The sequence below is a fragment of the Kitasatospora sp. NPDC058048 genome, from assembly GCF_042885555.1.
GTDB lineage: Bacteria > Actinomycetota > Actinomycetes > Streptomycetales > Streptomycetaceae > Kitasatospora > Kitasatospora lactacystinica.
The window spans coordinates 29,428-49,541 of record NZ_JBHVRT010000052.1 but is presented as its reverse complement, the minus strand read 5'-3'; the positions used below and the strand labels follow the sequence as shown (position 1 = coordinate 49,541).

Here is a 20,114-nt window from a genome sequence, read left to right as displayed (position 1 = left end):
GGGCTACAGGTGGCCGGACGTCAGCTGTCCTCGCCGTCCTTCAACAGCGGGATCTGCTCGCGCCCCGGCTTGATCGGCTTCGTGTCGTCTTTCGACCACCGCATCCGCTGCCCCACGGGCCGGGCGGGCGTGCCGGTGTACGCATCCAGAGCCCGCCGCAGCCGGGTCCCGTCCGCCGTGTCCGGCAGCTTCAGCGAGCTGACGTGGAGCGCTCCGATGTCGCGACGGACCTGCCGGACCTGGTCGGGCTCGCCACCGTGCTGGAGCGCCACCGTGAGGCGGTCCAGCATGCCGTGCACCCGCTGGGAGAGTCCCGTCGCGCGCTCGGTCAGGAACGGCTCGGCGGCGGCCAGTAGCTCCGCCTCGGCGGCGGCGCCGGCCGCGGCGGGCGGCACCGCCGCCTCTGCGGGGTGTTCGGCGGCGTAGGCCTCCAGCGCGGCTCCCAGCCTCCGGCCCTCCGGCGTGTCCGGCATCCTGGGCGGGTTCGCGGCCAGCGCGGCGGCGTCCGCCCGCGCGACCGCCTTCACCCCGGCGGCGCCGTTCGAGACTGCGGCGCCGAGACGGTACAGCACCTCACGGGCGGTCTTGTTGACGCCCTTGGTGGCGCCCCGGACATACGGGTGAGCCGCAGCGATCAGCTCCTCCTCGGCGGCGGCAGTGCCGGCGGAGGTCGGCGCGGCCGCGCCTTCGTGCGGGCCTTCGGCGGCCCCTTCCGCACGGGTGTCGGCGCCGACCGGCAGCAGCGTCCGAGTCAGCTCGCGCCGCAGCTCGTCGGCAGCGGCGTTGGCGTCGGCAGCGCGCTGGACGGCGGCACTCAGCTGCTGCTCGAACTGCGCGCGCTCCTCGGCGTACTCCTGGCGGAGCCTCTGGCGGGCGTCGCGCGCCTCGGCGCGTTCCGTCGCCAGCTCCTCGGTGAGGCCGGCGTGCCGGCGCTGCAGGTCGTCGGCCCGGCTCTTCTCCTTCCGTACGACCCCCTGGAGTTCCTCCCACTGGGCGGTTGCCGTGGCCACCTGCTCGGCGGCCTTCGTGCGCGCGGCCACGAGCGCAGCCTTAGCGTCCTCGACCGTCTCGGAGGCGGCGGCAACGGCCTTGGCGGCCTCGGCGGCCTCGGCGGCGGCCTTCTCCTCGACCTCCAGGATCTTGGCAGCGGCCTCGGCCTGGGCCTCGGTGACCCGCTCGGCGGCCTCGGCCCGGACGGCTTCCTCGCGGCGCAGAGCGTTCAGCGCGACCAGCAGCCACAGCACGTCGGCTGCGGCGGCCTCCTCGGCGGCGGCCTCGGCCTCCTCCCGCAGGGCCACCAACTCGGCTTGCCCTCGCTCGACCTCGGCGAGTTGGGCCTGAATCCGGGTGAGCTCGGCGGCGTGCTCGGCGCGTTCGGTCTGGATCTGGGCGGCGGCCGCCTCGGGGTCGCTGATCGTCTGCAGCTGCTCGATCAGGGCGGCGTAGACGGTGGCCTGCTCGGTGCTGGTCCGCTGCTGCTGGACCAGCAACCGGCCGGCCTCGCGCAGCAGATCCCGGCCGCGGATCTCGCCCATCTCCACGGGCCGCTCGGGGTCGTCGGGCACCGGGGCCTCGGCGGCCAGGCCCGCAATCAGCTTCTTGATCTCCGTACGGCGGCGGTGGGCGCTCGCCTTGCTGTGCTCGGGGTCGTCGCAGAACCCGGGCGGGCGGCCGCCCGCCCCGTCGCCCGAAGCCGTGGGCAGGCTGCAGTCCGGGTAGCGGCAGACGCCGGGCGGCTTGGGGGCAAGCAGGGCTTGCAGATCGGACAGCTGGGTCACGGCAGGGCTCCCTGACTCACTGGGTGGCCGACCCCGGGGGCCGACCAAACGGAGGCAACGCCTCGTTTTGACCATCCTAGCACGGAACCAAACCCAACCAATTTAACCTAACCTAATTACCCAACCAAACCAAACTTAACTAAATTACCTAACGAAACCAAACAACCAAACCAATCGCTTGACATGGTCGGGGCATGTCATCAATTCGGGCTGGACCGGAAGGAAGGTCGACCTGTTGCCGCTCCTGGGTGCGTCACGATTCGAATCGTGACGCGGCCGGGGCCGTTACGATTCGAATCGTGACGGGCTCTCGGGTGAGGGAGCTTCAGGCTCGGCGATCGGATGGGGCTTTATGGCAGGGCGGAACGTCAGGGAGAGGCGGGTACCTCCACCGAGGCCGCCGCGCACGGAGCGATTGAGGTGCGACGGGTGCGGTTACTCCTGGACGCGACCCACGCAAGGCGGGCGGAAGCCCCGGTGGTGCTCGGACGCCTGTAAGGCGCGCGGGTACCGGGAAGCCAAGGCGGCCGCTGCCGAGGAAGAACGCGTCGAACGGGAGGCGCACGAGGCGTGGGAGCGGCTGCGGGAGGAACAGCAGCGCCGGCACGCCGAGTACGAGCGCCGAGCCGAGGAGGAACGGCGGCGCCGCCGTTCCTCCTGGTCCGATTTCCGCCGCGGCAGGTTGTCGACGGCCGAAGCGCGGGTGGTCGTCTTCGACCTGGCCCGGCTGCGGGACGACGGGGTGACAACGCTCAAAACCGCGTACCGGACGGCCGCGCGGCTCCACCACCCCGACCACCACCACGGCATCGGTGACGCCGCGTTCAAGCGGCTCTCGGAAGCTGCCTCCGTGCTGAAGGCGGCCGGCCTGCTGTAGCGGTCCCGCCATCGGTTCACGCGCCGCTCCGGTACTGCCGGGCGGCGCGCTGGCGTTCTTGGAGCTGGCGGGCCTTGGTGCGGCGCCCCTTGTGCGGCCGGACCGCGGTCTGGCCGGTGTCCGTGCGCACGCAGGGCTGCCCGGCGCGGGCGTCGCAGTGCGGGCAGCTCAGCCGCAACGCCAGCTCGTCACCGGCCAGGCCCGGCAGCAGCATCTGCACCGCGCTGCGACGGCGGCGCGGACGCAGCCCCGCCGGCCGACGCCTGGCCCGACGGCGGCGCTTGCCCGGCTCGGGAGCGGGCCGCACGGCCTCCACCGGGACCAACAGGGGAGGGTCGACCAGGGGTTGAGCCAAGGTACGTGCGATCGGGGCCATGGCCCCGATCACAGACTCCTACCAGTGCTGAACCCCTGGTCGGCCCGCCGCCCGGCGGCGGCCGGGCTCATTCGGCGGTCTCCTGTTCGGCCAGCCAGCGGGTGAGCCGGACGTTCCAGCCGGCGCGGGCCCGTTCGGTCTCGGCCTGGCGGTCGGCCTGGGCCCGGGGGCTGGGTGACGGCGGGTTGAGAGGCCGGGTGGCCCGCTCCATCCGGGCCCGCTCGACGGCGGCGGCCTGGGTCTCCGCGATGCTGCGGCGGGGCTCGGCGGCGGTCTCGGCCTGGCTGGCGGCGAGTTCGGCTCGCTTCGCGGCGAGTTCGGCGGCCACTTCGGCGCGCTTGATGCCCCACCGTTCGTACTGCTCGCGGCGCACGGCCTCGTCCTCGGCGGCCTGGCGCTCGGCCCGGGCCTTGGCGGCGGCGTGGGCGGCGTGGGCGGCGGTGGCCCGGTCGTCGCGGGGAATTGGCTCGGCCATGGCCTGCAGGTACAGGTCACCGGCCCGGGAGATTTCCGCGGGTGACAGGTCGTCGCGCTCGGCCCGGATGTGTTCCTTTGGCCGGGGGCCGTGGCCGTGGGCGTTGCGGCGGGTGTTGATCAAGCGCCACAGCCGCCAGGCCGCGAGCCGGCCGAGGTTGTCCGCGCTGCGGATGCCGCCGGTGAGGAGGTGGACCAACTCCTGCTCGGTGGAGCGGTGCAGGGCCATGACGATCACGCGGCGCAGATCGTCCCACTGAGAGCCGGGGCCCTGCAGCCACTCACCATCGGCCCCCCACGTGCCGGAAGGCAAAATCTTCCGGCCGCGGCCCAGTTGGATCCTCCACGACCGCCAGCAGGCTTGTAGGACCCTCTGGGCAACGACCTGGTAGTCGTCCCCGCGACCCCAAGGCGCCCCCGCGCCCCTTTGGCGCGTCCTTTGTGCTTGTCCCATGCCGTTTCGCGACATCAGCCCCCTACTACCGTCAGACAAAAAACCCACATGGGGAAATACACCCCTCGCGTATAGAGGAGACGTTTCGGGTTCTACTGCGGCGAGCTCATGCAGCCGGCTGGTGATGCGGTCGGCGGTACTCTGCGGCGCCCTGGTGGCGATGCATCGCAAGTCCCGGGGCCGGTCCTCCTCGGCGGCCCTGCGCATCGCCTCGGCGAGCCTCACGGCCGCTTCTGCGGCAGGGGTTCCGGTCGGGTGCTCCCATCGGGGGGCGGCCTCAAGGTCGGCGGCCTGGTGGCGGGTCAGCTCGACCACCACGGGCTCGGCGGCCGGCGCGGTCCACGCCGGGGCCTCACCGGCCGTCAGGTGGCCTACAGTGGTGTCCTCGTGCCCGTTGGACTCGACGTCCGGCAGCTGCCAGACCCGGAGCTGCTGCGTCAGGTCTTCGGGCAGCTGCTGGGGGATCGCGGCGGGGGTCAGGCACAGCGCGTACACCGCCTTGCGGCCCGGAGCCGGCGCCACCACCCGCTCGGCCAGGCCGAAGCGCACGACGTCGTGTAGGTCTGCCCAGAACTGCGCCTTGCCGAGGCCGGTGACCTCGGCGTACCGCTCGGACAGCTCGACACCGCCATCACGGTGGTCGTACCCGTAACGGCCAAGGATGCGGCCGTTACGGCGATCGATCTCCTGCTGGCTCATGAACTCGCAGAACCGGAACAGCCGTTCAGGAAGATCGCCGCGGGTATGCCGGAGCGCGACCACTCGGAACCACGTCCTCGGCGAGATCACGGGGACGCGAAGTACGGCCGGACATACGGCGTTCACATGTTCGATTTGCGGGGCGGAATTGTCGACATATCCACCCGGTGATGACACACCGGATGAAGGCATGGGTGTACCGCCGCCGCAGGGGTGTGCCAGAATGGCGCTGCTCCTCGGCGCGTTGCTGAGGGCAAACGAAAACCGGCCCGGTGGCGCCAACCACCACGGCTAAGGGATTCGGACCGTCGCCAAACGGTCCAGGCTGTTTGTTTGGGGCTCCTCCTGGTCGCCACAACTAGGAAGAGGGGCCCTCACGGGTACTGCTCGGTCTTCATTTGTCCGGTGATCAAATCGCCCCCTCTGGGGGCCTTCGTCTTTTTAGCTGGCCTGCGCCACCTCCTCCGGCGGCGTCCAGCCGATCGGCCGGCCGTCCTCGCCAACGGGGAGCGCGTCCAGAGCGTGACGGATCACCTCGACGCCGGAGACACCCATCGCCCGAACCAGACCCTCGTACTTCGGTCGGAGCGGGTCACCTGGGGCCAACCTGAGGTCAGCCCGTGCGGGTTTGTCGGCGTGAAACGTCGCCGACCGCCCCCGCTGCTGTTGTCCTCGTGATGCCATGGTCAAGATCCTAGAGGCTCACGGGTTTGTGCGGCACAAAATCCGGGCGTGGCGCGATCTTTTTTCTGGCTTTCGAGCTGACAGCTCGCCAGATTGCACCCCTTTTTACCTTTTGTCCTATCGGCGGGCCGTGATGGCCACCGTGTCCCCCGGCCTGCCGGGCTCGTTGAGAAAGTGACCTCTTCGTGAGGCCTGTTCGGCATGCCCTCTTGACCCAACCGCAAACGGCTGTTTTCGGCGGCTAGTTGACGTCCCGGCGGTTGGCCGTGGGCTCGACCGCTGGGCCCGGGAACGGCCCGAGGCCGGGCCGCGCGACTTCTCGTCGTCGGCCCGGCCTCGGTGGAGTTCAGCCGGCCTTGGGCTGCGGTCAGCCGGCCGCGGCCCGGTCAGCCTGTTCGCGGGGAGTCAATCGCCGCACCCGCAGGAGGTAGTACCCCCGCACCTCGGCCTGTTCGACGTGCAGGGGCTGTTGGCGGGCGCCCTTCGGGTGGGTCAGCACTTCTTTGATCTCGTCCAGGATGGCGCGCCGCTGCTGCCGGTCCGCGTCGTTCTCGCGCCCGTGTACCTCGGGCCACCATGTCACCTGTACCTGGCGGCCGATCAGCTCTCCCAGGTGCAGGCCCGGTACGGTCCGGCCTAGGCGGCCCTCGATGGCCTGACGGAGGTGGGCGGGAGCGAGGGGTTCGGGCCGGTCCTCGTCGGCCACCGGTACCGGCAGCAGCCACCGGGCCGGAGGCGCCGCCGGCTTGAGGTCGCTGTCCGGGAGGGCCTGCCCCTCGTGCGGCTGGTCGCAGGGCCGGATGCCCTTGAGCTGTCGGCGCCGCTCGACCCCGCAGCGGGTGCACTGGATGAGCCGTTTCTCGGTCAGCGTGCCGAGCCACGGTTCACGCAGGACCCAGCCGGCGGCGGCGAGCGTCACCAGCATCTCCTGTTCCTGGTCCGGGGTGGGGTGCGGGCAGTCCTGGACCCCGGCGGTCGTGGACGGTCCGGACACGACGAATCCGCAGGCCACGCAGCGACGTTCCCACGAGAGCTTCGGGTCGCCGGGCCAACCCTCCGTCGGCTCCCAGCCGTACTCCCAGAACCGTTCCCAGGACCTGCGCTGCGGAAGGTCCATCTCGTGCCGCGGCGGGATGGGCACCAGCCGGAGCGGCTCCTGGCGCTCCAGGGGCTTCGGCTTCTTCGCCTTCGGGGCGGTGTTGTGGAAGCGGTGCACCAGTAGCGCCTTGAGCTGTCGAAGGTCGTCCGGCGTGGCCACCTCGGTGCCGGGGCTGGCCACATCGATGCCTCGCACGGTCACCTGCAGGTCGGTCACGCCCGGGGTGAGGAGGTGGTGCCACACCTGTCGCAGCAGGTGGTCCCGCTCGGCCCGGTAGGCGTCGGGGTCTGCCGCGTAGCCCGGCGCCAGCCGGGTGATGATCACGTCTCCCGGGCCGGGACCCTCTCGCCAGGCGGTCACGCCCTGCTGCTGGGCGTCGTCGCCGATCCAGGTGAGAACCCGTTCGGGGGCGAGCGGCAGGTGGCGACCGCCGCGCGGGTTGGTGGTCATGGGCGATGCTCCTGGTCGCGTGGCGCGGTCGGGGTGTTGGGGTTCACGCGTCGGGGTTGGCGCGCGCGGCGTCGAAGATCAGCCGCCAGGCGGACGGTCCCGGGCTGTCCTTGGTCTGCGCGGTGGCCGCGCGGATGAGGTCGGCGGTGGTCCAGTCGGGATGCAGGGAGATCAGGCGGCGGGCCAGGTCCAGTTTGAGCTCTCCGGCCATTGGGTGGGCCCCGGCCTTGCGTCCGGCACCCCGTCCAGCGCCGCCGCGGCCGCGTACCGGCACCTTCGCGGCGAGGTCCCACAGCCGGGCCCGGCGGTAGGCCGGCTGCAGCACTTTGCGGTAGAGGATTTCGCCGTCCGGCTTTTCGTCGCGCAGGAACTTGCCGACAGGTCCGGCGGGGGGCTCTGCTCGCCAGTGGGCGACGGTGGTACCGCTCTTGTGGCCGAGGATGCGGCCGAGTTCCCGCCACGGTACGAGCTCGTCGGGGTCGCCGTCGCGGTTGATGCCGCCGGCGTCGACGTGTTGCTGACGGGTGCGGTCTGCGGTCATGCCGGCGTACCACCGCTGCCAGTGCCGGGGGTGCCAGTGCATGATGCCGCAGACGGTGACGGCGGGCGGGTGGTTGTTGGTGTCCCGGCCGGCCCAGAGACGTTCGATGGTCGCGCGGCTGAGGCCGGTGGCCTTGATGAGGCCGTGGCGGTCGGTCAGCTCGGCACGGACCTGGGTGATGAGGCGGCGCCACGTGGATTCGGCGCCGCCGTGCAGTTGGTGCGCGGTGCTGGCGAGGGCCGCGGTGTCGGCGTCGGGGTGTTCGGCGAGCAGGCGCACGGCCTGGTCGAGCCGGACGTCGGCGGCGGTGAGTTCGGGGGTCACGCGGGTCTCCTCGGGGGCGGCCCGTTGCGCCGGCAGGAACGCGGCGGTCAGGGTCGCCATGTCTGTACCCCGTCCTCGGTGTGACGCACGACGCTGGCGATCTGCTCGCGGGTGGCGCTCATCGCCCAATCCTGGTGCTGGGGGTGGTCCTCGGGGAGCCACAGCACGTACATCACCGGCCGGGCCTCGGGGTCGGCGACGGTGTGCACGCCGCTGTCGGGGTGGTCGGTGAGGTCGACGATCACGTAGTGATCGGCGGCGGGGGCGCCGTGGGCGGCCGCCGGGGTGAGGGTGACCAGATCGCTGTACGTCGGCTCGACGTCCGCGGGCCGTTCGTCGCGGGGGTACGGGTCGGTTAGCATGGAGTCTCCTGCAGTGGTGGTTTCGGCCGTTGCTGTTGGTGGAGTAGACGGGGCCCGGACTGGTTGCCCAACTATCGTCCGCCCGTCTCACGGAGGCCCGCCGCTTGCGGCGGGCCTCCGTGTTTGTCCCGGGGACGGTCCGGACGGACCACCCCAGGGAATCACCTCAATTAAAGCACACTTTTGGTGGTGGCGCGTTCGGCTTCGAGCCGCTGCCAGTGCTCGTGTCGCTGCTGGCGGATGCGCTCTTCGGCCCAGCCGTCGGGGACGTGGGGGAGTTTTTCGGGGGCTCGACGGGCGGGCCAGGTGGCGGGCAGGGCGGTGTCGGCGAGGGCCTCGACGGCAACGCGGCCGTCGGGGGTCGGGGCGATCGGGCCGTTGTTGCCCGGGCGGCGGTAGTGGAGGTAGCCGGCGCGCTGGAGCAGGGTGACGAGTTCGCGGCGGACGGGGCGGCCGGCGCGGCGGGCGGTCTGGGGGGTGCCCGCGGGGATGAGGCGGTAGCGGGTGCGGCCGTCGTAGGTGATGCCGTCGACGCGGTCGACGGCGGCGGCGAGCAGGGCGTACAGCTCGCCGGTGAAGTGGGGGCCGAGTGCGGCCCTGGCCTCCTCCCGGTGCATCCTCTCCATCTCGGTGCGGATCACCTGCTCGTGGTGGCGGGCGTGCTGGATGGCGGCCTGGTGGGCGGCGGGTTCGCTGTCGTGCTCGCCGAGGCCGGGCGCGCGGTCCTCAGGGTCGGTCCAGCGCGCGCAGTCCGTGCACTCGACCTCGCGCCAGCGGTGGCCGACCTGGTGGATCGTCACCGGGCAGGGGATCACGAGTCCCCACGGAATCGCGGGGCGGGGGCCGAGCTGGTCGCGGCCGCCGTCGCCGCCGGCCTCGGCGTGGGCGGTGACGGCCTGCTCGATCTGGTGCCACCACTGCAGGCCGGTGGCGAGGGCCGGCCCGCCGTCGGTGCGGAACAGTTCGGCGGGCTGGTCCTCGGCGGGGCGGTGCAGGCGGTAGAGGTGGGGGCCGTAGTGGACGATGCGGTCCTGTTCGGTGTCGGTGGTGGCGCCGTAGGGCCGGAACCAGCCGTCCGCGTGGACGACGGGGCGCCGCTCGGGCCGGCCGGCCTTCGCGCGCTCGTTGGCGGCCGCGCGCTCGGCGGGGAACTCGTCCCGCAGCATCAGGTGCTGCTCGCGCTGCTGGTCGGTGACGTGGTGCTCGGCGTCGGCGTCGGCGGGGGTGATGAGCTCGCACCGGCGGGCGTGCACCCACCTGGTGAGGAGGGTTCGGCCGGTGGGGGTGAGGGGGAGGGTGCGGCGGTAGCCGGTGCTGTCGGGGGTCCAGTGGAGGTGGCCGAGCGCGATGAAGGTCCGCACCCGCCGGGCGCCGTACGACTTCGGGTGCCAGTTGCCGGCGTCGGGGGTGTAGTAGCCGTTGAGGTCCTCGGTCAGCTCGCCGCGGGCGGCCGCGCCGAGGATTTCGGCCTGGGCGGCGGAGAGGCCGGCCGCGCGGGCGGCGGCGAGCTCGGAGACGGTGACGAGGTTGTTGTAGGGGAGGTGGTGCTGGGCGTGGTCGAGCGCCCAGTAGGCGGCGGTGTCGTCGTCGCCGTCGACCGTGCGCACGGTGCGCCATCCGCCGTCGGCGGCGGGGTCGGTGCACTCGCCGTCGCCGTGGCCGGTGCGGCGGCACTGGATGTGCCAACGGCGCCGGGGGGCGGTGTCGGCGGTGTCGGCGGCCGCGGGGACGGCGCGCACGAAGCCGGGCACCACCAGAACGTCGCCGTCCGGGTCGGCGTGGGTGTCGGCGGCCGGGGCGGTGCCGGCGTCGGGGACGGCGGTCCACAGGGCCTGTTGCCGGGGCTGGGCTCGGCGGCGCGGGCGGGGTGCGGGCTTCGGCGGGGTGGTCGGGGGCTGGGGGATGTAGGCGGGGAGGTCGCCGAACTGCGGTTGGAGGGTGGTCGGGTAGAGGGCGGCGGGGCGGTAGGGCCAGGTGCGGGCGATGACGGGGTCGGGGCGGCGGCCGCGGGTGGTGCGGACGCCGTGCTCGGTCCACTGGGCGGCGAGGGCCTGGGCGTGGGCGGCGCACGCGAGTTGGTGGTGGCCGGCGGCGAGGTCGGGGGTGGTGAGGCGGTAGCCGACGACGCGGTGGGTGGCGTCGGCGCGGCAGGTGGCGGTGGTGAGGAGGTGGGGCTGGTCGGGGTCGACGGCCTGGCACAGCGGCGGGAGGTTGAACACGGTGGCGGTCCTGGTGGTGAGGGGCGGGGCCCGGCGCAGTGCGCGCGCCGGGCTCCGGCGGGGTCGGGGGGGTAGGGGCTACTGGCCGTTGCTGGCGGTGCGCGGGCGGGGGATGGGGGCGGTACCGGGGCGCGGGCCGAAGGGGCGGCCGCCGCCGGTGCGGGTGCTGCCGCGGCGCTGGCCGGGGATGGTGGCGGCGAACTGCGGGATGGCGCGGTCGTTGTGGTCGTCGGTGTGCTCGGGCATGGGGGTTCCTCGCTGGTGGCGGTGCTGGTGGAGTGCGGGCGGTTGCCTCGCCCGGGGGGTGCGGCGGGGCCCGGTGAGGGGCTGGGCCGGGGTGGTGCGGTAGGTCGGTAGGCGGTAGGCGGGGGGCGGGCGGGTACCGGCTCCGGCGCCCGGCCGGGGCCGGCCACGGCCCCGGGCGGTGAACGCGCCGGAGTCGAGGGGGCCGCCCCGGAGGGGCGTCGACTGGTCGGCGGCCGCGGCCGGCTGCCGGCGCCCGCCGCGGCGGGCGCCGGCGGGCGGTCAGCCGACGGCGGGGCGGTGGTCGCCGTGGTAGACGCTGGTGGCCTGGGCGTGGGTCTGGCCGTGGGTGCGGCGGTGGGCGTACTCGATGGCGAGGTGGGCGCCGTGGAGCGGGAAGAGGTCGGAGACGGTGTGCCAGCGGTCGAGCTGGGTGTCGGCCCAGCGCACCCGCGCGTAGGAACGGCGGGCGAACCGGCGGGTCTCCATGACGGTGCCGCTCGCGACGGTGTCGAACCGCCGGATGGTCTCGGCGCGGTCGCCGACGGCGAAGCCGCCGCCCTGGCAGCGCTCGGCGTGCAGGACGTTGGGGTCGACGGCGATCAGGTCGGCGGCGGCCTCGGTCTGCGGCTGGGTGGTGCCGTCCCACAGGACGGTGTACCGGGTGGCGCCGTCGTGGCCGGTGCAGGTGCCGCGCCGGACGGGGCTGTGCGGGCCGGTGTGCTCGACCCGGACGTGGGGCTGGAGCTCGGGCAGGGCCTGGAGCTGGGGTCGGGCGGGGGCAGGGGCGAGGGCGTACGGCGAGCAGGGGTGGGTGAGGCCCTGGGAGATGTCCCACTCGACCTGGTAGGTGGGGTGGGGGTTGGTCGGGTCGTTGAGGGGGGCGAGCCGGACGGTTCCGTGGTGGGTGCCGCCGGTGGGGTGGGTGAGGGTGACGCGGGCGCCGACGCTGTGGGTGGTCACGGTGGTGTCCTTCGGTGTTGGTGGTGCCGGGCCCGTGGTCGGGGCCGGGGTCGCGCGGGTTGCCCTCCGCGCGGGTTTCGGGTGGTGCGGTAGGTGGGGGCGGTCGGCCGGCGGCGCGTCAGTCCCGGGTCGGGGCGGCTCGATGCCGCCTCGGCGCGGCCTGCCGTCCGGGGCCTGGGGGCCGGTCCCCGGGCGGTGGTGCCCGGGGACCGGCGGGGCGGTCAGCTGCCGGGCTGGACGTCCGGGGCGTGGTGGTCGCCGTAGTAGACCTGTCCGGCCTGCCTGCGGCTCTGTCCGGCGGCACGGCGGCGGAAGTACTCGATGGAGAGCTGGTGGCCGTGCATCGGGTGGAGGTCCAGGACGTCACGCCACGGGTTCACGGGCTCGCAGGTGGCGCCGTCCAGCCGGACCCGGGCCTGGCGCTGGTCGCCGTGGCGGCGGAATTCCAGCACGCGGCCCGCGCGCACGGTGGTGGCGCCCCGGTAGTCGGGGACGTCGACGCGGTCGCCGATCGCGTACCGCCATTCGTCGCGCTCGATCTGGAGGTGGTTCGGGTCGACGGGGTGGAACTCGGGCTCGCCGCAGGTGAGCTCGGGGCGGGCCGACGCGTCCCACTGGACGGCGTGGTCTGCTCCGCCCCGGGGGCGCCCCACGTAGGTGCCGCGCTCGATGATGGTGCGGGGGTTGCAGCTGCCGTAGGGCGTCCGGTAGCTGATGGTGCGCTGGACGCGGACGCCCGGTGCGAGGTCGGGCACGGCCTGGCGGGTCTCGGCGCCGATGACCGGGGTGAGTTCGTCGGCCTCGCGCGACTCGGTGCGGCCCTGGGCGCGGTCGAACTCGACGTGCAGCCGGATCGTGCCGTCGTCGGCGGGGGTGATCAGCCGGATCGTGCCGTGGTCGGGGGCGGCGTCGTGGGTGACGCGGATGCCGACGCGGTAGGTGGTCTGCACGGGTGCTCCTGGGTGGTGTTGGTGGGGCCGGGCTCCGTGGTCGGGGCCGGGGTCGCGCGGGTTGCCCTCCGCGCGGGTGTGGGTGGTGCGGTGGGTGGGGGCCGGTCGGCTGCGGGCGCGAGGGCCCGGGCCGGGCGCCCGCCGGGCCGCGCGGGTTGCCCTCCCGCGCGGCCCGGGGTCGGGCTACTGGCGGAGCGGGCTGCAGGCCAGGAAGGTGCGGGCGGTGGCCTGGAGATCGCTACCGAACGCGTCCCTCAGCCGGTCGACGGCCCCGGGTCCGTACCAGTGGGCGAGGCGGACGCCGAGCACGAGAGCGGCGGGCTCGTCGTCCTGGTGGTCCTCGTGGTCCTCGACCACCTGGCCGTCGGCCAGCCATCGGAGGAGTTGGATGGCGACGTCCCATCCGCCCTCGGCCGCGAGGTCGTAGCGGCGGCTCAGCTCGGGGTACAGGGCGGCCAGGTCTCCGGGGGTGCTGGCGTCGTCGGCCCGGCCGTCCGCGATGGCCTCGGCGTAGTGGTGGGTGAGGGTGGTGTGCCACTCGGGCCAGGTGCTGACCTCCTCGCCGAGGAGGTCCTGAATCGTCCCGGGGCCGGGGCGGCCGGGGACGGCGTTCCAGCGCGCGAGTTCGCGCCGGAGGCGGGTGGCGACGCGGTGGTGGTGGAGCCAGGTGCCGACCAGTGGCGCGCCGTAGGTGGGGGCCGCCCATTCGCCCTGTCCGGTGATGTCGCCGTAGGCGCTGAGTGCGGTCCAGCGGACGGCGCCGGACAGGCTCTGCAGCGCCAGCACCTCGTAGGCGCCCTCCGTCGTGATCTCGATTGCGGTCAGCGTGGTGTGCTGCATGGTGACCGGGCGGGCGGGGATGCCGTGGTGGGTGAGCGCGGTCGCGAGGGCTCGCGCGGCGCTCTCCTCGGGGGCGGTGATGGTGCTGGTCATGGTCGGTTGGTCCTCTCGCTGGTGGAGTTCGGCCCGGTGGGGCCGGGGTCGCGCGGGTTGCCCTCCGCGCGGGTTTCGGGTGGTGCGGTAGGTGGGGGCGGTCGGCCGGGGGAGCGTCAGTCCCGGGTCGGGGCGGCTCGATGCCGTCCCGGCCCGGCCTGCCGTCCGGGGCCGGGGGCCGGTCCCCGGGCGGTGATGCCCGGGGACCGGCGGCCGGTCAGCTGCCGGGCTGGCCGGGGAACTGCTCCATGGCCCGGGTGAGGCGGGGGAGATCCGGGTCGTGGACCTGCTCGCCGTCGATCATGAGGTACGGCGGCCTGTGGTCCAGCGTCCACGGGCCTGCGCCGGTGGTGTGCCAGTCGACGCAGAGCCACGCGCCGGTGCTCAGGTCGTAGGCGTTGTTGGCGGCCTGGAGGCGGTAGTGCCGGGTGCGGCCGTCGGGGGCGGCGGTGGCCGTGACGAGGGTCGTCCAGCTCGCGGCTGCGGCGGCCGTGATCAGGTGCCCGGCCTCGGCGGGGGTCGTGGTCATCGCGCTGTCCTTCGGGTTGGTGGAGGCGGGCGCGCGGGTTGCCCTCCGCGCGCGGGGTCTTGGGGCCGGGCCCCGGGCGCCACCGCCCGGGGCCCGGCGGCCGGTCAGCTGCCGGTCACCGCGCGGGTGGCGTGGGTGCGGGCGGCACAGGCGGCGGCGTGCATGCTCGCCCAGCCACCGCCGTTGGGGATGACGACCATGCCGCTCGGGGTGGCGTGGCGGGTGGTGTAGTTGTAGGGGCCCTCGTGGGTGATGCTGTACAGCTCGCCCCTGACGGTGTACTCCCACATCCCGGCGGCGACACGGGCGTACATGCACAGGCCCTTGGCCCACGCGGCGGCGACACGGGTGGTGGTGGGGACGGTGAAGGGGATGTCGATGTCGTCGGCGGGCTCCTCGGTCCGGGGCTCGGCGGGGGCGGTGAGGCCGATGACGGGGTACTCGTCGGCGGTGAGGGGGCGGCCCTGCTCCTCGCGCCAGCGGGCGTACGCGGTGGCGGGGTTGATGTGGTCGGTGTGCGCGTACCACTCGTCGAAGTCGGGGTCGACGTCGTAGGGGTCCTCCTGGTCACTGTTGTTGGTCACGTCGCTGGCCCACTCCCAAGCGGCGTACCGGCGGGCGTCCTGGATGTGCTCGGCGAGGGTGTCGACGACGGCCTGCCGGTCCTCGACGGTCAGCGCCCACGCGGGGAAGTCGGCGACGGGGCGGTGGGCGCGGACGGCGGCGCACTGCGCGCAGATCCCGGCCGTCTCGGCCGGGGTGCCGTCGTAGACGTAGTAGAGGCGGACGCCGATGGCGGCGGCGGGCGCCTGGCCGTGGGCCTGCTCGGCGGCGTCGCACCGGCCGATGTGGGCGGGGCGGCTCGGGAGGGGGGTCTGGTCCTCGGTGGCCTCCTCCTGGATCACCTCGGTGAGGCGCTTGAGGGTGAGGGTCTCGGTGGTGCGGCCGATTCGGGCGCTCACGGTGGAGGGGGCCCAGCGGCGGTCACCGCGCACGTACCACACGATGTCGAACTGGTCGGTGCCGCGCGTGGCGTGGATGATGTGAATCCGCTTGCAGCCCTCGTCCAGGTCGTCGGCGTGGCCGACGGTCCAGCCGTTGGCCTCGGCGATCTTGGTGATGCGGACTGCGGTGGCGGGGGTTTCGCTGGCCATGTCCTGCTCCTCGTGGTGCTGGTGGAGTTCCTCGGGCTGTTGGCCCGGGGCCGGTCGGGGGGTTGCCCTCCCCCGACCTGACACCTCAATTAAAGCATGCTTTTGGTGGGGAGTCCAATTGATCTTGGCGTGTCGGGGTGGTGTTTTGGCTGGTCAGGTGGGGTGTTTGGTTGGGGGGTTGGCTGGTGTGCGGTCGGCCTGCCATCGTCCGTGACATCAGGGCGGGGGCCTCGGTGGGGGCTCCCCGGTGGGCGGCAGGGCTTGCCCCAGAGCGCGCCGTCGCCGGGGGCGCCAGGGCTGCCTCCGGCACGCTTGCGCTTGGCCCTGGCGCCCCTGGTGGCGGTGTGCTGGCCTCCGGTGCCGTCCGCTGGGGAGCCCCCGCCGTGAGGTCCGCGCCTCCGCCCCGACGCACGCCGCACCCGCGCACCGGGCCCCCGGTTCCCCGGAGGTGGCCCGCCGGAGGCATGTTTTGACGGCTGCTGACGCTCCCTCGGCAGCCGTGGCCGGCGGCCCCGGGGCGGGGAACGGGTGGGTGGCCGGAGCGGGCGTCGCGCCGAGGGGCGGATCTGGCTCGGGGCGGTGGGGGGGTCGGCCGGCTGGGTCCGGGGCCGCCGCCGGGGGTTGCCCTGCGTGCGGCCCCGGTGAGGGGTGGGAGGGTCAGTCCTGGGGCCAGGTGAGGTGGGGGAGCAGGCGGCGGACCTGCTGCTCGGCCCACGGGCCGACGGTGTCGTAGGCCTCCCGGCCGGGCTCGGCCTGCCAGTGGTGCCAGCCGTCGGCGCATCCGGCCGCCTCGTCGGCGAGTGTCTGCATGAGGTCGGCGAGGGTGAGGACGGCGGGCAGCGGGTCCCCGCTCTCGAAGGGCTTGGAGTAGGCGGCGTACAGCTTGGCGGCGATGGCTTCGGCGTCCATGACGGCGGTGGTGGTGACGGTGAGGGTGGTGGTGCCGTCGGCGGCGCGGCGGTGGCGGTGGGTGGCGGGGGGCGGGGTGTGGTGGAAGCGCTCGGCGGCCTGGGCGGCGAGGTGGCGGCGGGCCCGGTCGCCGGAGCCGACCAGGGCGACGACCGTGGTGACGGCGGAGAGCAGGACGGGGAGTTCGGCGGCGAAGACGGCGGGGCCGAGGGCGGCGCCGAGGTCGGCGGAGCGGAAGATGGGCACGCCGTCGTCGCCGGAGCGGTGGCCGGTGGGGTGGTAGTAGGCGTGCATGCCGGTGTACGTGGCGATGGTGCCGCTGAGCTCGCTGTCGGCGTCGGCGGCGGTGATCTCGCCGGGGCCGTCGCCGACGGGGATGACGAGGTACTCGTTCCCGGGGCGGCCGTGGCTCTCGTGATCGATGTCGCGCTCGTACAGGGCGGTTTTGACGACGTCGGCGAGCGGGTCGCCGGGGGTCCAGGTGGTCATGGTGGTCATGGGGTTGCCTCTCGTGCTGGTGGAGTGCGCCCGGGGGCCGGCTGGCTCCCGGGTCGGGTCGGGGGGTTGCCCTCCCCCGGGTCGTGGCTGGTCGGGTGGTCCGGCCGCCGCTCGGCTTGGGCGTCGCGCGGCGGCCGGTGGGGTGGGTCAGTCGGTGGTGCGGGCGGTGCGCCGGTGGAGTTCGGCCGTGATGGCCTGCCGGAGGGTGTGGGTGTAGGGGCAGGTGCGGGTGCCGGTGGCGAGGGTGCGGAGCGTGCGGTCGGAGGTGTCGGCGAGGGTGTGGAGCGTGGTGGTCTGGCGGTGGTGGACGGTGGAGATGGTGGAGTCGGGGCCGCCGAGCGTGGCGGGGCCGGTGCGGTAGTACCAGACGCGGTAGGTGCCGGTGGGGCTGGAGTCGAGCACGACGGCGTGGGCGTGGTGGGGGGTGCGCTGGCCGGTGAGGGGGTAGCGGGGGCAGCGGACGATGGTGCCGGTGGTCGGCGCGGCGGCGGTGGTCACGGTGGTGCTCCCGGGTGTTGGCGGGGTGGCCGGCTGGGCCGGGGGCCGCGCGGGGGTTGCCCTGCCCGCGCGGCGGCCGGTGGGCTGGTCAGTAGGTGATGGTGTGGGCGAGGTAGGCGCGGGCGGCGGCGAGCACGTCGCCGCCGAACGCGTCCCGCAGGCGCTGGACGTCGTCGGGGCTGGTGTACTGCACGTCCACGTAGCACGGCGCGTCGTAGGCGCTCTGGTCCTCGTCGGACGCGAGGTCGGCGATCCATCCGTTGGCGAGGGCCCGGAGGTTGTTGATCCCTGCGGTCCATCCGTCGGGGCCCGTCAGTCCGTACTCGTCGGTGAGTTCGGGGTGGAGGGCGGCGAGGGCGTCGACCATGGCGGCGGTGTCGTCGGTGAGGGTGAGGGCGCCGGTGGTGATGGACTCGGCGACGGCGGCGGTGACCTCGCCGTACGGCGCCTCCCACAGCCCGGCCTCGCGGTCGATCAGGCTCTCGATCGACGGCACCGGCGGGGTGGGGTGGCCGAGGGTGGCGGCGTTCCGCCGGAGCCAGGTGCGCAGGTGGCGGACCGTGTGGCGGTGGGGGCCGCGCCACCGGCTGGGCGCGCTGGTCCAGGTGCCGTAGCCGGTGAACGCGCGCTCGCTCTCGCTGTGCAGCTGCCAGACCACGGTGCGGTCGAGCGGCTCAAGGTAGAGGGTGTGGGCCTCGCCGCCGATGGTGAGGTGGATGCGGGCGGCGAACCACTCGCGGGGAAGTCGGACGGCCTGGGCGGGGATGCCGGTGCGGGTGAGGACGACGGCGAGGGCTCGGGCGGTCTCGATCGTGTTGGCCATGGGTGGTGGTGTCCTTCGGTGTTGGTGGTGCCGGGCCCGTGGTCGGGGCCGGGGGCGCGCGGGTTGCCCTCCGCGCGGGTTTCGGGTGGTGCGGTAGGTGGGGGCGGTCGGCCGGCGGCGCGTCAGTCCCGGGTCGGGCGGCTCGATGCCGCCTCGGCGCGGCCTGCCGCCCGGGGCCGGGGGCCGGTCCCCGGGCGGTGGTGCCCGGGGACCGGCGGGGCGGTCAGCTGCCGGTGGTGTACTTCCAGCGGCAGTTGGTCAGATCGGTCTGCAGCGTGAATCCGTAGCGGCTGTGCGCGGTGACCTTGCCGGACAGGGTGACGGCGCGGCCGACGGCGGGCAGTTGGGCGCTGGTGCTGGTCCAGGTGAGGGTGTCGAGCGTGGCCGGATCGCGCAGGAGGATCCAGGTGCGGGGCTGGACGTGGTAGGCGTACCGGCGGGGCTCCTGGCGGACGGTGCGGACCACACGGAGGGTGAGGCCGGTGAGGCGCTGGCCGATCACGCCGAGGTGGCGGGAGCGGCGGGCGGCCTCGCGGGTCTCGGCGGCGGCGCGGGCGCGCTCCATGGCGGCCGGGACGGACGCGAGGAGCGGGAGCGCGGTCCACGGGGCGAGGGGCTGGCGGGCGACGGCGGCCAGGCGGCGCCGGAACGTGTCGGTGCTGCGGGCGCCGTTCAAGCACCACTGGAGGGCGTTCTCGGCCTGGTCGGCGGCGTCGTGCACGCCGTCGATCTCGGCCCTCAGCTGCGGCCGGTCGTAGCCGTGCAGGTAGGCCTCCGCCTCGTGGGCGGTGGGCGGGCGCTCCTCCCACGCCCTGCTGACGGGCTGGAAGTGCGCGCGCACGGTGTACAGCGCGCACACGACGCGCAGAGCCTCGATGACGTCGAGTCGGTCGGCGGCGGGGGTGGTGATGGTGAACACGGTTGGTCCTCGGGTTGTGGTGGTGGAGTGGGGCCCGGCGGGGGCGGGTTGCCCTCCGCGTCCCGCCGGGCTGCGGGGTGGCGGCCGGTCAGTCGGCCGGGCGGGGCTGGACGGCAGAGATCACGTCCTCGAACGCGGTCTCGGCGGCGTCGCGGTAGGCCTCGGCAAGCGCGGTGGGCTCGGCGCGGCGGCCGTGGAGGTCGAGCAGCTTGATGAACTCGCGCCCGGCTTTCCACGCCTCGTAACCGGCGGCGGAGATCTCGATCGGGATGGTGGGGGCGAAACGGGCGGTGGTCACGGTGTCTTCTCCTCTCAGAGCGCGGCGCGGTCGCGCAGGAACGCCGCGAGGTGGGTCGCGATGCTGGAGTCGCTGTTGGCGGGGATGCGGCGCACGTTCAGGGCTCCGATCCGGCGGGCGTTGTGCATGACCGGGAACGCCCGGCCGACGGGCGGGATGATCAGCCCGAACAGGCCGTGGCGGGAGTCGACGCGCACGACGGCGGCCCGGGCGTCCGCATCGACGGCGGCGGCGATGCGGTCCCCGATGATGCCGAGGGCGGGCAGGTGCTGGGCGATGGAGCGGGCCTGGAGGAGATCCGTGATCTGGGTGGGGGTGGCGGTGGCCGGGGCGGCGACGCAGCATCCGGGGTCGGTCGGCTTCTTGGTGCGGGTGGTGCTCATGCGGCTCGGGTCCTCGGGGGTTGTGGTGGTGGAGTGGGGCCCGGCGGGGACGGGTTGCCCTCCGCGTCCCGCCGGGCTGCGGGGTGGTGGCCGGTCAGGCGGTGAGCCGGTCGGCGAGTCGGGAGACGCTGGCGGCCGCGCGCTGGCGGATGATGCGCTCGGGCTCGGCGGTGGCGGCGGCGGCCTGGTAGCGGGTGTGGTCGGCGTAGGCGCGCACGTGCTCGGGGGTGCTGAACGGGCGGGCGGGGCCGCCGGGGGTGCGGGTGGCGGTCCAGCCGGTGGGCCCGGAGGAGATCGCGGTGATCTGGCCGGACATCAGCAGATCGACAAGGTCGAGACCGGCGGCGGCGGGGGCGCACAGCCTGTAGGCGTTGGCGTTCAACTCTGGCTCCTGGTGGTGGAGTTGGGTCCTTCGGGCCGGTCGGCCCGGGGGTCTCGGCGGGGGTTGCCCTCCCCGCCTTGACCCCTCAATTAAAGCACGTTTTTGGTGCTGGGTCCAATCGGTTCGCGGGTCACCACGCCGCGTCGGAGGGGTATTCGTCGGGGTCGTAGGCCTCGCGCTGGGCGGCGCTCTCGGCCTCGGTGACGTAGCCGCAGCCGGGTCGGCCGTCGTCGCGGGGGCAGCGGTAGCGGCCGTCTTCGCAGGTGGTGCAGTCCATGGGGTTCTCCGTGTCGGG

General features: G+C 74.1%; 22 protein-coding genes. 1 reads left to right on the top strand and 21 read right to left on the bottom strand.

The features are described from left to right. Positions 1-20: 20 nt before the first annotated feature. Positions 21-1,778: a hypothetical protein gene (locus ACFVVA_RS37030; RefSeq protein ID WP_387695098.1), complete on the bottom strand. Its 1,758-nt coding sequence runs from the start codon at positions 1,776-1,778 to the stop codon at positions 21-23. A gap of 682 nt (positions 1,779-2,460) precedes the next feature. Between ACFVVA_RS37030 and ACFVVA_RS37025 the strand changes: the two genes are divergently transcribed. Next, positions 2,461-2,655 (top strand): DnaJ domain-containing protein, encoded by a 195-nt coding sequence (locus ACFVVA_RS37025; protein ID WP_387695097.1) that lies wholly within the window; start codon positions 2,461-2,463, stop codon positions 2,653-2,655. Between the two features lie 16 nt (positions 2,656-2,671). On the opposite strand, the gene ACFVVA_RS37020 is transcribed toward ACFVVA_RS37025, so the two are convergent. From ACFVVA_RS37020 to ACFVVA_RS36925, 20 genes are all read right to left on the bottom strand, one after another. Continuing rightward, positions 2,672-2,980, bottom strand: coding sequence for a hypothetical protein (locus ACFVVA_RS37020; RefSeq protein WP_387695096.1), 309 nt, complete (start codon positions 2,978-2,980; stop codon positions 2,672-2,674). Between the two features lie 118 nt (positions 2,981-3,098). Then, positions 3,099-4,721 carry a hypothetical protein gene (locus ACFVVA_RS37015; RefSeq protein WP_387695095.1) on the bottom strand — a complete coding sequence of 541 codons (1,623 nt, stop codon included), beginning with the start codon at positions 4,719-4,721 and terminating at the stop codon, positions 3,099-3,101. 988 nt (positions 4,722-5,709) lie between these two features. After that, complete coding sequence (locus ACFVVA_RS37010) at positions 5,710-6,891, bottom strand: hypothetical protein (protein ID WP_387695094.1); 1,182 nt, start codon at positions 6,889-6,891, stop codon at positions 5,710-5,712. A gap of 43 nt (positions 6,892-6,934) precedes the next feature. Continuing rightward, positions 6,935-7,816: a hypothetical protein gene (locus ACFVVA_RS37005; protein WP_387695093.1), complete on the bottom strand. Its 882-nt coding sequence runs from the start codon at positions 7,814-7,816 to the stop codon at positions 6,935-6,937. Further along, positions 7,804-8,118: a DUF6211 family protein gene (locus tag ACFVVA_RS37000; RefSeq protein WP_387695092.1), complete on the bottom strand. Its 315-nt coding sequence runs from the start codon at positions 8,116-8,118 to the stop codon at positions 7,804-7,806. Before ACFVVA_RS37000 ends, ACFVVA_RS37005 begins: the two co-directional genes overlap by 13 nt. Before the next feature lie 170 nt (positions 8,119-8,288). Then, positions 8,289-10,337: a hypothetical protein gene (locus ACFVVA_RS36995; protein ID WP_387695091.1), complete on the bottom strand. Its 2,049-nt coding sequence runs from the start codon at positions 10,335-10,337 to the stop codon at positions 8,289-8,291. 78 nt (positions 10,338-10,415) lie between these two features. After that, complete coding sequence (locus ACFVVA_RS36990; protein ID WP_387695090.1) at positions 10,416-10,583, bottom strand: hypothetical protein; 168 nt, start codon at positions 10,581-10,583, stop codon at positions 10,416-10,418. 279 nt (positions 10,584-10,862) lie between these two features. Further along, the gene (locus ACFVVA_RS36985) at positions 10,863-11,543 is read right to left on the bottom strand and encodes a hypothetical protein (RefSeq protein ID WP_387695089.1); all 681 of its coding nucleotides are present in this window, start codon (positions 11,541-11,543) and stop codon (positions 10,863-10,865) included. A gap of 221 nt (positions 11,544-11,764) precedes the next feature. After that, the gene (locus ACFVVA_RS36980; protein ID WP_387695088.1) at positions 11,765-12,493 is read right to left on the bottom strand and encodes a hypothetical protein; all 729 of its coding nucleotides are present in this window, start codon (positions 12,491-12,493) and stop codon (positions 11,765-11,767) included. 183 nt (positions 12,494-12,676) lie between these two features. Beyond that, on the bottom strand, positions 12,677-13,426 hold the full coding sequence (locus ACFVVA_RS36975; protein WP_387695087.1) for a hypothetical protein: 750 nt from the start codon (positions 13,424-13,426) through the stop codon (positions 12,677-12,679). 217 nt (positions 13,427-13,643) lie between these two features. Further along, positions 13,644-13,955, bottom strand: coding sequence for a hypothetical protein (locus ACFVVA_RS36970; RefSeq protein ID WP_387695086.1), 312 nt, complete (start codon positions 13,953-13,955; stop codon positions 13,644-13,646). A gap of 104 nt (positions 13,956-14,059) precedes the next feature. Continuing rightward, on the bottom strand, positions 14,060-15,109 hold the full coding sequence (locus tag ACFVVA_RS36965; protein WP_387695085.1) for a hypothetical protein: 1,050 nt from the start codon (positions 15,107-15,109) through the stop codon (positions 14,060-14,062). A 657-nt stretch (positions 15,110-15,766) separates the two neighbouring features. Beyond that, on the bottom strand, positions 15,767-16,516 hold the full coding sequence (locus ACFVVA_RS36960; RefSeq protein WP_387695084.1) for a hypothetical protein: 750 nt from the start codon (positions 16,514-16,516) through the stop codon (positions 15,767-15,769). 147 nt (positions 16,517-16,663) lie between these two features. Continuing rightward, positions 16,664-17,014 carry a hypothetical protein gene (locus tag ACFVVA_RS36955; RefSeq protein WP_387695083.1) on the bottom strand — a complete coding sequence of 117 codons (351 nt, stop codon included), beginning with the start codon at positions 17,012-17,014 and terminating at the stop codon, positions 16,664-16,666. An 88-nt stretch (positions 17,015-17,102) separates the two neighbouring features. Then, positions 17,103-17,837: a hypothetical protein gene (locus tag ACFVVA_RS36950; protein ID WP_387695082.1), complete on the bottom strand. Its 735-nt coding sequence runs from the start codon at positions 17,835-17,837 to the stop codon at positions 17,103-17,105. A gap of 223 nt (positions 17,838-18,060) precedes the next feature. Beyond that, entirely contained in the window at positions 18,061-18,756 is a 696-nt protein-coding gene (locus ACFVVA_RS36945) for a hypothetical protein (protein WP_387695081.1), read from the bottom strand. A gap of 88 nt (positions 18,757-18,844) precedes the next feature. Next, a complete protein-coding gene (locus ACFVVA_RS36940) occupies positions 18,845-19,054 on the bottom strand; it encodes a hypothetical protein (RefSeq protein ID WP_387695080.1) in 210 nt (69 codons plus the stop codon). Between the two features lie 14 nt (positions 19,055-19,068). Continuing rightward, positions 19,069-19,437 carry a hypothetical protein gene (locus tag ACFVVA_RS36935; protein WP_387695079.1) on the bottom strand — a complete coding sequence of 123 codons (369 nt, stop codon included), beginning with the start codon at positions 19,435-19,437 and terminating at the stop codon, positions 19,069-19,071. 94 nt (positions 19,438-19,531) lie between these two features. Continuing rightward, entirely contained in the window at positions 19,532-19,819 is a 288-nt protein-coding gene (locus tag ACFVVA_RS36930) for a hypothetical protein (protein WP_387695078.1), read from the bottom strand. A 130-nt stretch (positions 19,820-19,949) separates the two neighbouring features. Continuing rightward, positions 19,950-20,096, bottom strand: a complete 147-nt coding sequence (locus ACFVVA_RS36925) for a hypothetical protein (protein ID WP_387695077.1) — start codon at positions 20,094-20,096, stop codon at positions 19,950-19,952. Positions 20,097-20,114: the final 18 nt, after the last annotated feature.

Excerpts from the sequence above, each read along its gene's own strand:
- ACFVVA_RS36970 (WP_387695086.1), bottom strand. The coding sequence starts at position 13,955 with ATGACCACGACCCCCGCCGAGGCCGGGCACCTGATCACGGCCGCCGCA.
- ACFVVA_RS36975 (WP_387695087.1), bottom strand. The coding sequence starts at position 13,426 with ATGACCAGCACCATCACCGCCCCCGAGGAGAGCGCCGCGCGAGCCCTC.
- ACFVVA_RS36990 (WP_387695090.1), bottom strand. The coding sequence starts at position 10,583 with ATGCCCGAGCACACCGACGACCACAACGACCGCGCCATCCCGCAGTTC.
- ACFVVA_RS36950 (WP_387695082.1), bottom strand. The coding sequence starts at position 17,837 with ATGGCCAACACGATCGAGACCGCCCGAGCCCTCGCCGTCGTCCTCACC.
- ACFVVA_RS36935 (WP_387695079.1), bottom strand. The coding sequence starts at position 19,437 with ATGAGCACCACCCGCACCAAGAAGCCGACCGACCCCGGATGCTGCGTC.
- ACFVVA_RS36965 (WP_387695085.1), bottom strand. The coding sequence starts at position 15,109 with ATGGCCAGCGAAACCCCCGCCACCGCAGTCCGCATCACCAAGATCGCC.
- ACFVVA_RS37005 (WP_387695093.1), bottom strand. The coding sequence starts at position 7,816 with ATGGCGACCCTGACCGCCGCGTTCCTGCCGGCGCAACGGGCCGCCCCC.
- ACFVVA_RS37010 (WP_387695094.1), bottom strand. The coding sequence starts at position 6,891 with ATGACCACCAACCCGCGCGGCGGTCGCCACCTGCCGCTCGCCCCCGAA.
- ACFVVA_RS36925 (WP_387695077.1), bottom strand. The coding sequence starts at position 20,096 with ATGGACTGCACCACCTGCGAAGACGGCCGCTACCGCTGCCCCCGCGAC.
- ACFVVA_RS36960 (WP_387695084.1), bottom strand. The coding sequence starts at position 16,516 with ATGACCACCATGACCACCTGGACCCCCGGCGACCCGCTCGCCGACGTC.
- ACFVVA_RS37000 (WP_387695092.1), bottom strand. The coding sequence starts at position 8,118 with ATGCTAACCGACCCGTACCCCCGCGACGAACGGCCCGCGGACGTCGAG.